The sequence below is a fragment of the Enterococcus sp. DJ147D b genome (genome assembly GCF_058216655.1).
Window position 1 is genome coordinate 400,656 of record NZ_CM177104.1, and the last position, 15,129, is coordinate 415,784.

Annotated in this window: 15 protein-coding genes; 12 read left to right on the forward strand and 3 right to left on the reverse strand. The window is 36.7% G+C overall.

Annotated elements, in window-relative coordinates; translation table 11 throughout:
• Nucleotides 1-14 precede the first annotated feature (14 nt).
• Entirely contained in the window at nt 15-1,388 is a 1,374-nt protein-coding gene (locus tag AC4BD1_RS01955) for an amino acid permease (RefSeq protein WP_490485750.1), read from the reverse strand.
• Nucleotides 1,389-1,638: 250 nt separating this feature from the next.
• Here AC4BD1_RS01955 and AC4BD1_RS01960 point away from each other — a divergent pair, with 250 nt between their 5' ends.
• The 7 genes from AC4BD1_RS01960 to AC4BD1_RS01990 all read left to right on the forward strand — a co-directional run bounded on the left by AC4BD1_RS01960 (nt 1,639) and on the right by AC4BD1_RS01990 (nt 9,244).
• Entirely contained in the window at nt 1,639-2,376 is a 738-nt protein-coding gene (locus AC4BD1_RS01960; RefSeq protein WP_206910495.1) for a metal ABC transporter ATP-binding protein, read from the forward strand.
• A 2-nt stretch (nt 2,377-2,378) separates the two neighbouring features.
• Nucleotides 2,379-3,233, forward strand: coding sequence for a metal ABC transporter permease (locus AC4BD1_RS01965; protein WP_206910497.1), 855 nt, complete (start codon nt 2,379-2,381; stop codon nt 3,231-3,233).
• Nucleotides 3,220-4,152 (forward strand): Mn/Fe ABC transporter substrate-binding lipoprotein EfaA, encoded by a 933-nt coding sequence (gene efaA / locus AC4BD1_RS01970; RefSeq protein ID WP_242589987.1) that lies wholly within the window; start codon nt 3,220-3,222, stop codon nt 4,150-4,152. Before AC4BD1_RS01965 ends, efaA begins: the two co-directional genes overlap by 14 nt.
• 251 nt (nt 4,153-4,403) lie before the next feature.
• Nucleotides 4,404-5,153 carry a hypothetical protein gene (locus AC4BD1_RS01975; RefSeq protein WP_206910500.1) on the forward strand — a complete coding sequence of 250 codons (750 nt, stop codon included), beginning with the start codon at nt 4,404-4,406 and terminating at the stop codon, nt 5,151-5,153.
• A 64-nt stretch (nt 5,154-5,217) separates the two neighbouring features.
• Complete coding sequence (gene queG, locus AC4BD1_RS01980) at nt 5,218-6,381, forward strand: tRNA epoxyqueuosine(34) reductase QueG (protein WP_490485751.1); 1,164 nt, start codon at nt 5,218-5,220, stop codon at nt 6,379-6,381.
• A 403-nt stretch (nt 6,382-6,784) separates the two neighbouring features.
• Nucleotides 6,785-7,390, forward strand: a complete 606-nt coding sequence (gene apf / locus AC4BD1_RS01985) for an aggregation-promoting factor (RefSeq protein WP_206910504.1) — start codon at nt 6,785-6,787, stop codon at nt 7,388-7,390.
• Between the two features lie 207 nt (nt 7,391-7,597).
• Nucleotides 7,598-9,244 (forward strand): phosphoenolpyruvate carboxykinase (ATP), encoded by a 1,647-nt coding sequence (locus AC4BD1_RS01990; protein WP_490466833.1) that lies wholly within the window; start codon nt 7,598-7,600, stop codon nt 9,242-9,244.
• Between the two features lie 169 nt (nt 9,245-9,413).
• On the opposite strand, the gene AC4BD1_RS01995 is transcribed toward AC4BD1_RS01990, so the two are convergent.
• Nucleotides 9,414-10,526 carry an NAD(P)/FAD-dependent oxidoreductase gene (locus AC4BD1_RS01995; protein WP_490466834.1) on the reverse strand — a complete coding sequence of 371 codons (1,113 nt, stop codon included), beginning with the start codon at nt 10,524-10,526 and terminating at the stop codon, nt 9,414-9,416.
• Between the two features lie 72 nt (nt 10,527-10,598).
• On the reverse strand, nt 10,599-11,972 hold the full coding sequence (locus tag AC4BD1_RS02000) for an MFS transporter (RefSeq protein WP_206910508.1): 1,374 nt from the start codon (nt 11,970-11,972) through the stop codon (nt 10,599-10,601).
• A 254-nt stretch (nt 11,973-12,226) separates the two neighbouring features.
• On the opposite strand from AC4BD1_RS02000, the gene AC4BD1_RS02005 reads away from it, so the two are divergent.
• From AC4BD1_RS02005 to sapR, 5 genes are all read left to right on the forward strand, one after another.
• Nucleotides 12,227-12,850 carry a GyrI-like domain-containing protein gene (locus tag AC4BD1_RS02005; RefSeq protein ID WP_206910509.1) on the forward strand — a complete coding sequence of 208 codons (624 nt, stop codon included), beginning with the start codon at nt 12,227-12,229 and terminating at the stop codon, nt 12,848-12,850.
• Nucleotides 12,851-12,931: 81 nt separating this feature from the next.
• A complete protein-coding gene (locus tag AC4BD1_RS02010) occupies nt 12,932-13,387 on the forward strand; it encodes an arginine repressor (RefSeq protein ID WP_206898625.1) in 456 nt (151 codons plus the stop codon).
• Between the two features lie 195 nt (nt 13,388-13,582).
• The gene (locus AC4BD1_RS02015; RefSeq protein ID WP_206898626.1) at nt 13,583-13,789 is read left to right on the forward strand and encodes a hypothetical protein; all 207 of its coding nucleotides are present in this window, start codon (nt 13,583-13,585) and stop codon (nt 13,787-13,789) included.
• A gap of 74 nt (nt 13,790-13,863) precedes the next feature.
• Nucleotides 13,864-14,265: an organic hydroperoxide resistance protein gene (locus AC4BD1_RS02020; protein WP_206910511.1), complete on the forward strand. Its 402-nt coding sequence runs from the start codon at nt 13,864-13,866 to the stop codon at nt 14,263-14,265.
• Between the two features lie 177 nt (nt 14,266-14,442).
• On the forward strand, nt 14,443-15,117 hold the full coding sequence (gene sapR, locus AC4BD1_RS02025) for a two-component system response regulator SapR (protein ID WP_490466836.1): 675 nt from the start codon (nt 14,443-14,445) through the stop codon (nt 15,115-15,117).
• Nucleotides 15,118-15,129 lie beyond the last annotated feature (12 nt).

The following is a 15,129-nucleotide window of genomic DNA, read 5'->3' on the forward strand; positions in this document are numbered from 1 at the left end:
CGCAGTTTTTTTGTTTAAGCTTTCTTCACTCGTTTTTCACGAAGAAAGTAATGAATCATCATGAAAAATAAAAAGGCTAAACCAATCAGCAAGGAAATTCTTGTTTCAGGATTGATGAACATAAAACAAAGAATAATGGCTAAAAACAATAAAGTTAAATAATTGGTATAAGGGGATAACGGCATTTTAAATGGATGCTCAGTCATCTGTTCCGCATGGATTTTACGGAATTTGATTTCACTGATCAAAATGACAATCCAAGGAACCATTCCTGGTAAAATACTTGAACTATAAACAAAGACAAAAATATTTTCAGAGTGAGTAACAAACATTGGTAGCAAATAATTGATGACCAAGCCAATCAAGATACCTCCTGAAATTGCAACAACTGGGTAAAAGGGAACTCCATGTCGAGACAATTTTAAGAAACGTTTAGACATTTTTCCATTAACTGCTAAGGTGTAAATCATGCGACTTGCGCTGAAAATGCCTGAGTTACAACCAGACAAGGCAGCAGTGATTACGACAAAGTTGATCAATCCAGCGGCAAAAGTGATCCCAATTTTCGCGAATGTTTGAACAAAGGGAGACCCAATCTCACCAAGTTGATTCCATGGATAGATACTTACAATAATAAAAATAGCACCGATATAAAAAATAAGAATGCGTCCAATTGTAGATTGAACAGCTTCAACGATTGTTTTTTGTGGATTTTTTGCTTCACCAGCAGTCATCCCAATTAATTCAATTCCTTGATAAGAAGCAATCACGATGGATAAAGCAAAAAAGAAACCTTTCACGCCACCGGTAAAGAAGCCACCATTTTTCCAAAGATTTGAAATACCAATAGGTTGACCGTGATTACCAAAACCAAAGAAGATAACGCCTAAACCAGCAACAATCATTAAAATGATCGTTACGACTTTGATCATCGAAAACCAAAATTCTAATTCACCGAAGGCTTTTACTGAAAACAAGTTAGCTAACATCAAGAAAAGTATCACAGTGATACCAGGAATGATGGTTGGTAAATTCGGCCACCAATAATTCATATACTCACCAACGGCAATGACTTCACTAATTCCAACTACGACATATTGAAAAATATTGCTCCAAGCCGTTAAATAACCAGCAACTGGATGGATATAATCACTTGCGTAATTAGCAAATGAACCTGTAGAAGGGTCGACATAAAGCATCTCGCCCAGTGCACGCATGATCAAGTATAGGAACAATCCGGCAACAGCATAAGCAATCATTACAGAGGGGCCAGTCCAGCGAATGGTTGAAGAGGCACCCATAAACAATCCAACGCCGATTGTCCCTCCCAACGCAATCATTCGAATATGACGTGCGCTAAGACTTCGATTTAATTTTCCTTCTTCCATACAAAAACTCCTTTCATAATTTAGAGAATAAGCCAATATATTTGATTAGATTTATCAGTTAAAAAAATAAATTATTGATAAATAAAAACAGTTATTAAATTAATCTCTTGATGTGATTTTACAGAAAGGATTCAAAAAACGCGAGAAGAATTTTAATTTAACCACAAATTTTTTTGTTGAAAATGTTTTCTTAATAGGTTAAACTATCTTTAAATAAAAAGTTAGGTAAACCTAAAAAGGAGTGCTTGGAATGGTGAAACCAACAATCAGCGTACAAAATCTTTCCGTGGCCTATCAAGGAAAGATTGCTTTGAAAAATATATCTTTAACAATTCAATCAGAAAAAATGACAGGAATCATTGGACCAAATGGTGCGGGAAAATCAACTTTTATGAAATCTTTATTAGAATTGATTCCCAAATCTTCTGGCACTGTGACGTTTTCAGGAAAATCAGTAAAAGAAGTACGAAAAAAAATTGCTTATGTAGAGCAACGAAGTGCAATGGATCTATCCTTTCCGATTGATGTTTTTGGGGTTGTGTTACTTGGAACATATCCTTCGTTAAGAATTGGAAAAAGACCCGGAAAACGAGAAAAAGAGCGAGCAGCACAGGCGTTAGTCAAAGTAGGTATGGAAAAATATGCTGATCGACAAATCAGCGAATTATCTGGTGGCCAATTACAACGAGTATTTATTGCACGAGCGTTAACACAAGGTGCGGAATGGATTTTTTTAGATGAGCCATTTGTGGGAATCGATGCTGTTAGCGAGAAAAAGATTTTTTCAATTTTACAAGAATTGCGTGCAGAAGGTAAAACGATTTTGATCGTTCATCATGATTTGCATAAAGTAAATGAATATTTCGATGAAGTGATTTTATTAAATCGTGAGCTAATTGCGGCTGGGACGGTCCAAGAGACCTTTACTTCAAATAATCTGCAGCTAGCTTATGGTGAAGTAATTGGTCAATTGGTAAAGGGGGAGTAAGCATGATTCAATCGTTTGTTGATGGTGTGTTAAACTATCAGTTTTTACAATATGCACTGATTACATCTATTTTAGTCGGATTAGCTTCAGGAGTGATTGGTTCATTTATTATTTTACGTGGGATGTCTCTGATGGGTGATGCGATTTCTCACGCAGTTTTACCCGGAGTGGCAATTTCTTATATGTTTGGGTTTAGTTATATTTTGGGTGCAACTGCTTTTGGGGTGCTGACTGCCGCATTGATTGGTTTCGTCACACAAAAGAGTCGCTTAAAAAATGATACGGCAATCGGAATTGTTTTTAGTTCATTTTTTGCACTAGGGATCATTCTTATCTCTTTTGCTCAAAGTGCAACTGATCTTTACCATATTCTATTTGGTAATGTTTTAGCTGTTCGCGAGAGTGATTTATATCTCACGGCAATCGTTAGTGCTGTTGTCTTATTATTTATTTTTGTTTTTTATAAGGAGTTGAAAATTACTTCCTTTGATCCAATGATGGCAAAAGCCTATGGATTAAATACAACATTTATTCATTACGCATTGATGTTCTTCTTAACGTTAGTTGCTGTAGTAAGTCTTCAGACAGTAGGAACGATTTTAGTGATTGCCATGTTGATCACACCAGCTGCAACAGCGTACTTGTTAACGAATCGTTTATCAACAATGATTGCTTTATCTGCGAGTTTTGGTGTGTTGAGTGCAATCGTTGGTGTATTTTTCAGTTACAGTTATAACTTACCTTCAGGGGCAACTATCGTGTTAGCATCAGCTGTCTTTTTTGCCCTAGCGTTTTTATTTTCACCAGCAAAAGGTATTTTGTTTCAAAGAAAGGAGCAAACAAATGAAAAAATCTAAATTACTAATCTTGTTATTCGCACTAGGGATTTTCCTGGTAGGTTGCTCAACAAAGAGCGAAAAAGCAGAACAAACAAAAGAAGGAAAATTGACGGTTGTTGCGACAAATTCCATTCTGGCAGATATGGCAAAAGAAGTTGGCAAAGACAAAGTAACGATTCATAGTATCGTACCCGTGGGAACTGACCCACATGAATATGAAGTTTTGCCAGAAGATATCAAAAAAGCCAGTGATGCAAAAGTTATCTTGTATAATGGGCTGAATTTAGAAACAGGCAATGGTTGGTTCAATAATTTGATGGAAACAGCTAAAAAAGTCGAAGAGGAAGATTATTTTGCTGTTAGCCGTGAAGTAGAGCCACTTTATTTAACAAGTACTGGTCAAGAAACACAGGCAGACCCACACGCATGGCTAGATTTGTCTAATGGAATTAAATATGTTGAAGAAATTACTCGGATTTTGAGCGAAAAAGACCCAGAGAATAAAGAAGTGTATGAAAAAAATAGTCAAGAATATCGCCAAAAACTTGAATCATTAGACCAGCAAGCAAAAGAGTCATTTGCTACGATCAGTGAAGAGAAAAAGTTATTAGTCACCAGTGAAGGCGCATTTAAATACTTTTCCAAAGCGTATCAATTACCAGCGGCTTACATTTGGGAAATCAACACAGAAAGTCAAGGAACGCCTGATCAAATGACCGCAATTATTGACCAAGTCAAAGCGTCAAAAGTCCCCGGTTTGTTTGTAGAATCGAGTGTGGATCCTCGAAGCATGGAACGTGTATCGAAAGAAACTGGTGTCCCGATTGCTGAAAAATTATTTACAGACTCAGTCGCTAAAGCCGGTGAAGAAGGCGATTCGTACTATGGAATGATGAAATGGAATATTGACGCAATCCATAAAGGTTTATCAAAATAAATGGATCTCAAAGTTGGGCTGAAACATTCTTTTGTTTTGGTTCAACTTTTTTCTATTTTTCTGAATTAGTTGTTAAAATAATGTGTCGATAGCAGACAACGAGTTGAAATAAAAAATGTCTTACAAAAAATGTATTTTTAATTCAATGAGATGATTATTTGAGAGCATAATTTTTCACGTTTTTTTAGGCTAATAATGTTTTTTTGTTTCGATTTCCGTCATAGTTAAAGGTAAGAAGGAGAGGTGTAGCTATGAATTTCACACGTAAAGATAAGCAACAAATAAAAGAAGAAGTCTTTCGTTTGCTTGACCAACAAGAAGCAACTGAAAAAGACCAAGACCTTCAATTTCTTGAAACTGAGATGGCAAAATTATTCATAGCGAATGCAGCAGATGATGTAGTTGAACCAGAACGTTATGTTGGAAAGTGGATTTTTGATGAGTTTCAGCCACTAGATGAAATGACTGGAATTGGTTACTTTGTTTTCATTTCTGCAGTTGGATTCATACCGGGAGTCTTAGTTAAACAGAATCAAGAAATTCAAACTAAAGCTTGGCCAGCACTTTTTTCTGTCATTGGAACTGAAAATGTTATTCAGAAAATCCAAGCAGCTTATTACAAGAGCTCATTTATTGCCCACAGTAAATTAATGAATAGCTATTATAATCAGTTGATGTTAGTGGCACGACCAGGAAAAATCCCACAAACATTTACTTATACACAACAAAAAAATTTACATGAAGATGTTTTATACTCTCGAGATTTATCGGAACTTTCTCAAACAGAGCAAGTACGTTTGCATCAATTGTTGAATACAAAACCAGTTTCTTGGAACTTTTTTCAAGCGTTGGATGATAAGAAAAAGCTGATTTCAACGAATTATTGGGAAGTTTTTGTCACTCGTAATCGTTGGTTAAAGGAAAAGAAAGTCGCCGATCAACAAATTGAGTTTGTTCAATTGAAAAAAGATAAATTATATTATGGGTTATATAGTCGGTAATCTTGATACCAATAACCTATTACTTATTTACAATAGAAGAAAAATGAAATAAGCGAGGCAATTTATGACTTTAAAGAAAGAAATCATTCGCGAAAGTAAACGACTAGGCATTGATAAAATCGGGTTCACGACTGCGGAACCGTTTGATCATTTAAAGGAATCTCTGGAAGAACAAAAAGCCGCAGGTCATACTTCGGGCTTTGAACATCCAGTGATTGAAGAACGACTTTACCCAGAAAAAACATTTGATCACCCCCAATCAATTATTTCCATTGCCTTAGCATATCCTACAAAAATTCATGAGGAAATTCCAAAAGATGAAAAAAGAGGACAGTTTGCCCGTGCTTCTTGGGGAATCGATTATCATGATATTTTACGAGATCGTCTAAATCGTTTGATTGAATTTATTACGATCCGTGGGAAACAGTGGCAAACGGAGGAAGAGTGGCGCTTTGCTCCACAAGTGGACACGGGAGAATTGATTGATGTAGCAGTCGCACAGCGGGCAGGTTTGGGTTTTATTGGGCGCAATGGTCTATTGATTACGGAGGAGTTTGGCTCTTTTGTTTATTTAGGCGAAATTGTTACAAATATCGTTTTCGAACCGGATGAACCTGGTGTATTTGGTTGTGGCGACTGCACCCGTTGTATCGACGGGTGCCCCACGAAAGCATTGCTTGGTGATGGACGAATGAATGCCCAAAGATGCTTGTCTTATCAGACCCAGACAAAAGGGATGATGCCAGAAGAGTATCGAAAAAAAATGCGTAATGTCATTTATGGTTGCGATATTTGTCAGTTAGTTTGCCCATATAATAGAGGTAAAGATTTTCATTTCCATGAAGAAATGGAGCCGAAAGTTGATGAAGTATACCCAAAACTAAAACCAATGCTTTCCATTTCGAATAAAGAATTCAATCAGCAATTTGGACATCTAGCTGGCTCGTGGCGTGGGAAAAAGCCACTTCAAAGAAATGCACTGATTGCCTTGGCGAATCTAGGGGATCGAGAGTCATTACCAGAAATTGCTAATTGTCTAAAAGATATTCGTCCTGTGATTCGTGGGACAGCGGCTTGGGCAATTGGACGCTTAGGTGCAAGAGACCCAGAAGAATGGCTAACTATTCTGCAAGACGCATTGGTGAAAGAAATAGATGAAGAAGCGAAGCTAGAATTTGAAAAAGCAATTGAAACTTTACAAACGAAACAAAGAAAAAAACGGAGATAGCTAAAAAGTGTAAGGTTTTTCCTAATTTTTGCTAATTCACTCATTTTTAGTCAGTAATTGTTGTAACAATGGCTGACTTTTTTGCTGCTTTTGGGCTTTTTTGACTGAAATTTGTTATTTAAGCAAAAAAAAATCGTGTTTTTCTTCTAGATTTTTTGTTCTAATGTTACAAAATGTCAATTTTTTGTGAAAAAACATATTACTTGTTGAAAATGTTTTCTCCTTTGACGCCAAAGGTTTCTACGACTTTAGACTGAGATGATAGACTGGTGAAATGTTACAAATATTAAAAAAATTGTCATTTTGTCATCAAATGTCATCATTCTTTTACCTATGAAATATTTTCAAATGTTAAAGTTAATGACGTTGAAAGAAACTAAGAGGACATGAGGGAGTTTAATATATGAATTCAATGAAGAAAATCGTTTTAGGAACAACTTTTGCTGCAGGTGCTGCAATGTTTGTGGGAGCTACAGAAGCTCATGCTGACGAAACTTACACAGTTAAATCAGGTGATACTTTATCTACAATTTCACAACAATTTGCAGGTGACAATACTTTAATTGACACAATTGCAGAAAAAAATTCTATTTCTGATATTAATCGTATCTACGTTGGTGAAGAATTAACAATCCCAACATCAGGTGAAGTTTCAACTAAAGCAGAAGTAAAAACTGAAACTAAACAAGAAACAGCAACAACTGAACAAGCAACTCAACAATATACATACGTTGCACCAGTTGAAACTGTTGAACCAGTAGTTGCAACACCAGCAACTCCTGCAGCTTCAACAAGTGATGCAAAAGAATGGATCGCTCAAAGAGAATCAAGCGGTTCTTATACAGCTACTAACGGACGTTATATCGGACGTTACCAATTAGATTCATCATACTTAAATGGTGACTACTCAGCTGCCAATCAAGAACGTGTTGCTGATGAATATGTATCATCACGCTACGGTTCATGGGACGCTGCTAAAACATTCTGGTTAGCAAACGGCTGGTACTAAGCCGAGCAACCAACTGAAACCAAAATAGTTGAATCCAAGAAAATCACTTTTGAGTGATTTTCTTGGATTTTTTTTTTAAATCGTAAATTTCTCATATCAATTGCTGTAGAAGAATCGATAAGGGATGCCGTAAGACAAAAAAATAGTGCTGAGATATAATATTTATAAAGCGTTTTCTATTTTTTGACTTAAAAGGAAGGTGAGCGAATGAGTACGATATCAGGACATTCACAAGCGACAATCAACTTGAATAACAATTTATTTTCGAGTATTCGAGTAATTATTGAAACAGCATTTTATGGTAATAATGTACAATTGATTGATCATTTAGCACAGGCATATCAGTTAGCAACCAAGAGTCCTGGAACGATTGTCACAGATTTAGCTGTATCTCATACCGAAGAGTTAAAACTACCAAAGGATAGTAAAGTATTAGTTTTTAATGATGGTGAAATCGTTGGACGAACAGCGGCAGCTCGTAGAGTGATCGGTGAACCAGGAATTAGTCAAGTGAAGTATGAAAAAATTTTGCGGGAAGCAATTTATCAAAGTAGAATACGTCAGTTTTACCATGGCAAAGTCATAGTTGGATTGGACCAGGAATTTTCGGTGAAAGCACATGTGCTGGTTCCAGAAGGATTTGAGAATAATTTGTACTCTTATTTATTAAATTTTGAAGTGCTAACAGCAGAGAGTGAAACTGACTATCAGCATTCGCAAACATATAATGAGGGGGATCTGTACATTTTTGCTGATCCAGAATGGCAGCATCCAGCGTTTCCTGATGGTCTGGTGTTGATTGATGCTATGCATAATGTTGCAGCTGTTTTGGGTCTGCGTTACTTTGGCGAGTTAAAAAAAGCTACGTTGACTCTTGCTTGGGCGTTAGCCAATCGGAATGGTTTCATTGCATGTCATGGAGGATTGAAGCAATATCAATTTCCAACACATCGTTACACAATGGCAGTTTTTGGCCTATCTGGTTCTGGGAAATCAACGATCACTTTAGCGAGAAGTGCAGATGATGTAGTCACTGTATTGCATGATGATGCATTTGTCATCTCAAAAAAGAAGGGATCGACCACAGCATTAGAACCAGCATATTTTGACAAAACACAAGACTATGCTTCAAATGATCTAACAGTTTCATCATTTTTAACTTGTCAAAATGTAGGCGTTACGTTGAATGACTCTGGGGAAAAAGTATTAGTGACTGAAGATATTCGGAATGGCAACGGTCGAGCAATCAAATCAAGGTTTGTTACGCCAAATCGTGTGGATCATTTGGACGATAAAATCGATGCAGTTTTTTGGATTATGAAAGATGATGTTTTTCCACCGGTTGTTAAAATCAATGATCCTATCTTAGCTGCAATTTTTGGTGCAACTTTAGCAACAAAACGGTCAAGTGCAGAAAATATCCGGAAGGAAGAGGTCGATCAATTAGTATATGTTCCATATGCTAATCCGTTTAGAGTATATCCATTAGCTGAGGACTATCAGGCTTTTAAAGAACTATTTGAAAAACAAGATACTGATTGCTATATTTTAAATACAGGATATTTTGACCAAAAAAAAATTACGCCTGAAGTCACTTTGAAAAGTGTAGAGGCTATAGCTAAAAAACAAGCGCAATTTCTGCCACTAGGAAAGCTATCAGAGCTGTCTTATTTGCCGGTGACTGGGTTTCCTGAGCCATTCAATGAAGCAACTTATCAAGAATGTTTGTATCAGCGGTTGACTTCAAGATATCAATTCATTCTGGAACAAGAAGAATTGTTGGGTGGTTATCATGAACTTCCTGCTGAAGCAATAAAATCATTGAAAGGATTGCTAAAAAAATTGAAGAAATAAAGGATGTTGATAAGAACCAAAAAGTTATTTTTAGTGTGAAGACAGTGATTCACAGATAATGTATTCAGGCGAACTATTTCCAACAGCTTTTTTCGGTGGGAGGAAAGTTAAATAATCAATCAAATGAAAAAAGAGCGAGACAGAAGTCCGCTCTTTTTTGTGTTTACAATCAACCAACCGTCTTTGAAAGATAAGTTTTTATTTCTTTTTGATATTTTTTTTTCGACCAATTTCCTGTGTTTAGGTAATCTGCTAACAAATACCCGATGTAAGGACCAGTTGTTAAACCGGATGATCCTAGTCCGCTTGCCACTAGTAAAGTAGGATCATCTGGTACTAAGCCAAAAAATGGTGAAAAATCAGACGTATAAGCACGAGTACCCACACGGAAATGGTAACGCCAAGCGGTAAGTTGTTCCGGATTGGCTAGAAAATCTTTCGTGTGAGTAGTAAGCATTTCATAAGCAGTTTCGGTAGGGGATAAGTCCCAACCACCATCGTTTTCGTGTGTTGCACCAATCAAAATTTTACCAGACATGAATGGAATAAAATCGGCTTCGCCATCCAGCATCGCTACGGGCCATTTGCTACTATTTTGATAAGGAGAATCAAAAACTAGAAGTTGTCCTTTTTGAGGCCGAATATCAACTGTATAGCCAATAGTTTCCAGCAAAGGTTTTAATGCGGGGCCAGGTGTAAGGATGATTCGATCAACTAGTTTTTCGCCAAACGCACCTTGAACCAACCATGCATCACCTTTTGGCTGAAACGCAACACGGTCATTGATGATTGCTACTTGCTGATGTGTTAAACGTTTTGCTAGTTGTGTTAAATAAGCTTTGCCATCAAGCTTTCCACCACCACTAATGTGAAGTGAAGGTGCTGGTTTAAGTAGTTCAAGTTTAGCAGTTGTTTGAGCGGGTGTTAATAGTTCAATGTCACCGATTTCTGGTGCTTCTTTTTTACGTTCCTCCGCTAGTTCGGCAAGTGAAATCAATTCATCTTGCGGTCGTAATAAAAGTGTTCCTGAACGATCATAAATGGTTGAATCTAATTGGAAATCTTGAATCAATTTATCGAAGAAAGCAGCACCATCTTTAGCTAGTTGATACCACTGTTTGTTTCGTCTTTTTGAAAGCCAAGGAGAAATAATTCCCGCACTGGCTTTGGTTGCTTGACCAGTGGAGTCATCAAATAATGTGACTTCAAACTTGGTTGTATCTAAATAATTTGCAAGGGTCATACCGATGATGCCACCGCCAATAATGGCAATTTTTTCCATAAAAGAGCCTCCTTTTTCGTTTTCATTCTTACACAAAAAGAAGATGGATGCAAACACCCATCTTCTTTTTGTTTATTGTTGTTTTTTCTTTAAATAGTAAGGCATAAACTGGGCAAAGCTAATAATCAGTAAGATAAGTAAAACACCCAATGCTGCTTTTGAACCTAAAGTAGTAGCTGCTTCGTAGTGCAACGTGGAGTGGTCTTGCACAAGGTTGATAATGATCGCTACTAGCGAGGTGGCAATCGCACCAGAAAACTGTTGAAGCGTGTTGAATAGTGCATTTCCATCGCCTTGGAACTCTTCGCTTAATGCATTCATTCCAGTAGTCATCATATTACTGTAAGAAAGACCAATACCAATCATGTAGAAAACATGACAAGCTACTAACCAAATCAAGGATGCATGACCAATCAATAAAACGAGAGCTAGCCAACCAATCGTCGATAAGATTAAACCAGCTAAGATTGGTTTTTTAGGTCCATGTTGATCGAGTAATTTTCCGGAGAAAGGAGACAAAATCGCACCAATTGCGGCTCCCGGAAGCATGGACAAACCAGCAATAAATGCGGTATCTCCTTGAACGATTTGAATGAAGTTTGGCAAGACAAATGAAACACCGAGTAGTAAAAATTGATAAACTAAGAAACTAAATAAAAATAATCGGAAGGTTTTATTAGATAGAATCGATAAGCGAATCAAGGGTTGATCAATTGTTTTTGAACGTTGATAGAACACTAAGAAACCAATGATTGCAATAATCAAAGAAACCCAGCTAATTAGTTGACCAATCGTGCTCAGGAATGTTAAAGCACCACTGAAAAGTAAGCATAACCCTAATACGCTAAGTAAATCTAAATGACCACCCTTTGCTACATTTGTTTCAGGGATGGCAAATAGGCCAATCACTAGTGATACCAGTAAGACTGGCACAAGAAATAAGAAAATATGATTCCAAGTAAAAGCGGAGGTCAAAATCCCACCATAGGTTGGTCCAATAGCTGGCGCAATCGCTGTAGTCAATGTTCCGACACCAATCATCGCACCGCGACGATTCATAGGTGCATACGTCAAAATGATATGAAACATCAATGGAAGTGCGATACCAGTTGCAATCCCTTGTAATAGTCGTCCCATTAGAAGAAACATGAAAGTTGGTGAGAAGAAATCAACTAAGATGCCGGCAAGAAACAGAAGATTTGAAAACAAAAATAATTTTCGAATACTAAAATTGCGGTTTAGATAGGTTGATAATGGTACGATGATTGAAATCATCAATAAGTAAATCGTTGTTACCCATTGGACTTGAGCAGTTGTCAAATCAAATTGCTTGATCAACGTTGGGAAAGTTACATTCATCGCAGTTTCAATCAGAACACCTGCGAAGGACATGATCCCAGTTGCAATCACTGCGGGAACAAGTAGTAGTTCTTTTTGTTTTGTCATACATTTCACCTCTTAAAAATTTCGCAAAAAAAGAGAGAAGATTTCTATTGTCAATAGAAATCGCCTCTCTCTCGACACGCATTTACGTGTTATCTGTACGATTGTTTGCTGGAGTTATTTTAGCATAGACTCAAATTTTATGTCAATAAAATTAGTCAAGACATCTCAAAAAGGTTATGATTAAATGGAGTTTAAAAATGGAAACAAAACAAGAAAAAATCGTAAATATATAAATAGGCTAGGAGAAAAAGAAAATGGATAAAATTGAATGGCGTAAAGCTGAATCTGGCTATCGAGTAACAAAAAAACCACAGATTTTAGAATTGCCAGCACAAAATTTTTTTACGATCAAAGGTGTAGGTGATCCAAATCAAGAGGATTTCCAAAGACGCATTGGAGTGTTATACCCAGTGAGTTATGCAATCAAAATGTCACCGAAAAATAATTGGGCTATTCCTGGTTACCAACCATACACAGTTTACCCACTAGAAGGTCAATGGGGATTACAAGAAAAATATTTGCAGGAAAAAGTGATGTTGAAGGAACACTTTGCTTATCAACTGATGATTAAACAGCCTGATTTCGTGACACCGGAGATTGCCCAACTTGCAATGAAGCGTTCAGCAAAAAAGATTCCTGAAGAGTTACTTGCACAATTACAATTTGAGACAATCGAGGAAGGATTAGTTGGACAAATTTTACACATTGGTTCTTACGATGAGGAGCAGAAGAGTTTTGATAAATTAGCAGTCTTTCTCGGAGAAGAAGGATATCAGCGGATAGGAAAAGAACACAAAGAAATTTATTTAAGTGATCCTAGAAGAGTAGCGCCAGAGAAACGAAAAACAATTTTACGTGTGCGCATTGCCAAAAAGTAAAGGATCAAAAGTAATTTTCAAAGTAAACACGCCAATAATTGAGTAAATTTGTTATAATTATGGATGAGAGAGGTGTCCAGGATGAAAAAAAGTCAACGACAGGCATTGATTCGCCAAATAATTACAGAATATCCAATTAGTACACAAGAAGAATTACTTGCACGCTTAGAAGAAGCAGGTGTTAGTGCAACTCAAGCAACAATTTCTCGAGATATTCGTGAAATGAAAGTAATCAAGGTTCAAGATGAAGAGCAACGAGTTCGTTACTCTCTTTTTAGTCAACCATCTGTTTCATTGAATGAACAACGTTTGCGTTCAGCCGTTAAGCGGGAAGTTTTACGAATTGAGACCGTTCAATTTATGGTTGTGGTGTTGACTGAAAAAAATGGCGCAGACGTGGTGACAAACTGGTTAGATGAAGTTGCTTATCCAGAAGTTGCAGCGACAATTGCAGGTTTTGATACATTTATCGTTGTTTGTCGTTCAGAAAGTGAAGCTCAAGCATTCGCGGAAAAATTAGAAAGTATGCGCGAATAAATAATTAGTGAATAGCTAAGACTGTTTTTAACACAAGGATTGTGGATTTGGATTTTTGGTAGTTATTTACAGAGTCCATTTATGAAAGCGTTCTACAAAGAACCTGAGTTGCTGAAAGTTCTATCTGAGTGTTATGGTAAGTATAAAGTCAAGAACGGGGAAGTTTCGTAGTTTTCCAGTAATGGAGGAGGAAGAATGATGACGGGAATGATTATTTTTTTGACTGTGTTGGTGTATGGAGTAAATTTTTTAGTATATATGTATCTTAAAATCAATAAGATCAAAGATTATTTAGAAAAAATAGCTATTTATTTTGGAACAAATATGACGCTGTTATTTACAAGTGGCATTTTTATGTTTTTTGGTAAATTAGTTGAAGATGGTATTTTAGTATTTGAATGAGCAGATTCTTTGAATAAACCGCTCCACTAGGCTTACACTAGAAATGTAGTAAGAAAGTCGAAAGGAGTAGTACAATGAAAAAATTATACGAAACAGCGATGATTAACCACGGCGGACGAGAAGGTTCAGTCGAAGCACCAAATGGTTCGATGCACATGAAAATTACACCACCAGGAATCCATGCGGAGGGAACTAATCCTGAACAATTATTTGCAGCAGGATATGCTTCATGTTTTAATGGTGCATTACAACATATGGTCAAAGAAGCAGGCTTAGATGCTGACTCAACAGTTAAAGCACGCGTTTCACTTTACACATTAGATGACGGTGGCTACCAGATTGGTGTCATTCTAGAAGCTCATGTTGAAGGCGTTAGTGAAGAAGAAGCACGAAAATTAGTTGATGATGCACATGAATTCTGTCCGTATTCTAAAGCAACTAAAGGAAATATCGAAGTACAAGTAGACCTTGTCTAAAAATACAATGAAGTAATACTTAAGCGTAAGAGCTGACTAGCTGTCAGTTTTTACGCTTTTTATTTTTGTTCTAGACAAACATTTATAATCAATTATAAAGAAAAGGAAACCATAGTTGTCATGGGCTGTGGGGTTTGCTATTGTAGATGCAAGAAGAAAAACTAGGAGGAGCAGTCGATGGCAAAAATCATGGTAGTAGAAGACGAAGAAGTCATTCGTCAACTAATTATGGAAGAGTTAGAAAAGTGGCAATTTGAAACATTTGGAACAACTGATTTCAATCAGGTTTTTTCAGATTTTGAAGAAGAAGCACCGCAATTAGTGTTGTTAGATATCAATCTTCCAGTTTTTGATGGGTATTATTGGTGTCAAAAAATTCGCGAAGTATCAAAAGTACCAATTATTTTTATCTCAAGCCGCAATACAAATATGGACATGATCATGGCAATGAATATGGGAGCAGATGACTTCGTAACCAAGCCCTTTCAAGTAGATGTCTTGATTGCTAAAATCAATGCCCTATTGCGTCGTTCATATAATTATACAGAACTTTCTAGTGAGATGATGAGTCATAATGGAATCACGCTAAATGTAGATAATGGAAGCATGGAGATTAATGGAGAAATCATTGATCTAAGTAAAAATGAGTACCGACTATTGTTCATTTTGATGAAGCAACATGGAAAAATTTTGAGTCGTGAAAAGCTATTACGTGCTTTGTGGGATGATGAACGTTTTGTGGATGATAATACATTAACAGTGAATATCAATCGCTTGCGAAGAAAAATCGAGCAAGCTGGGATCATGGGATACATCGAAACAAAAGTTGGACAAGGATATATCGTTCCTTAGAAAGGGCGGAAA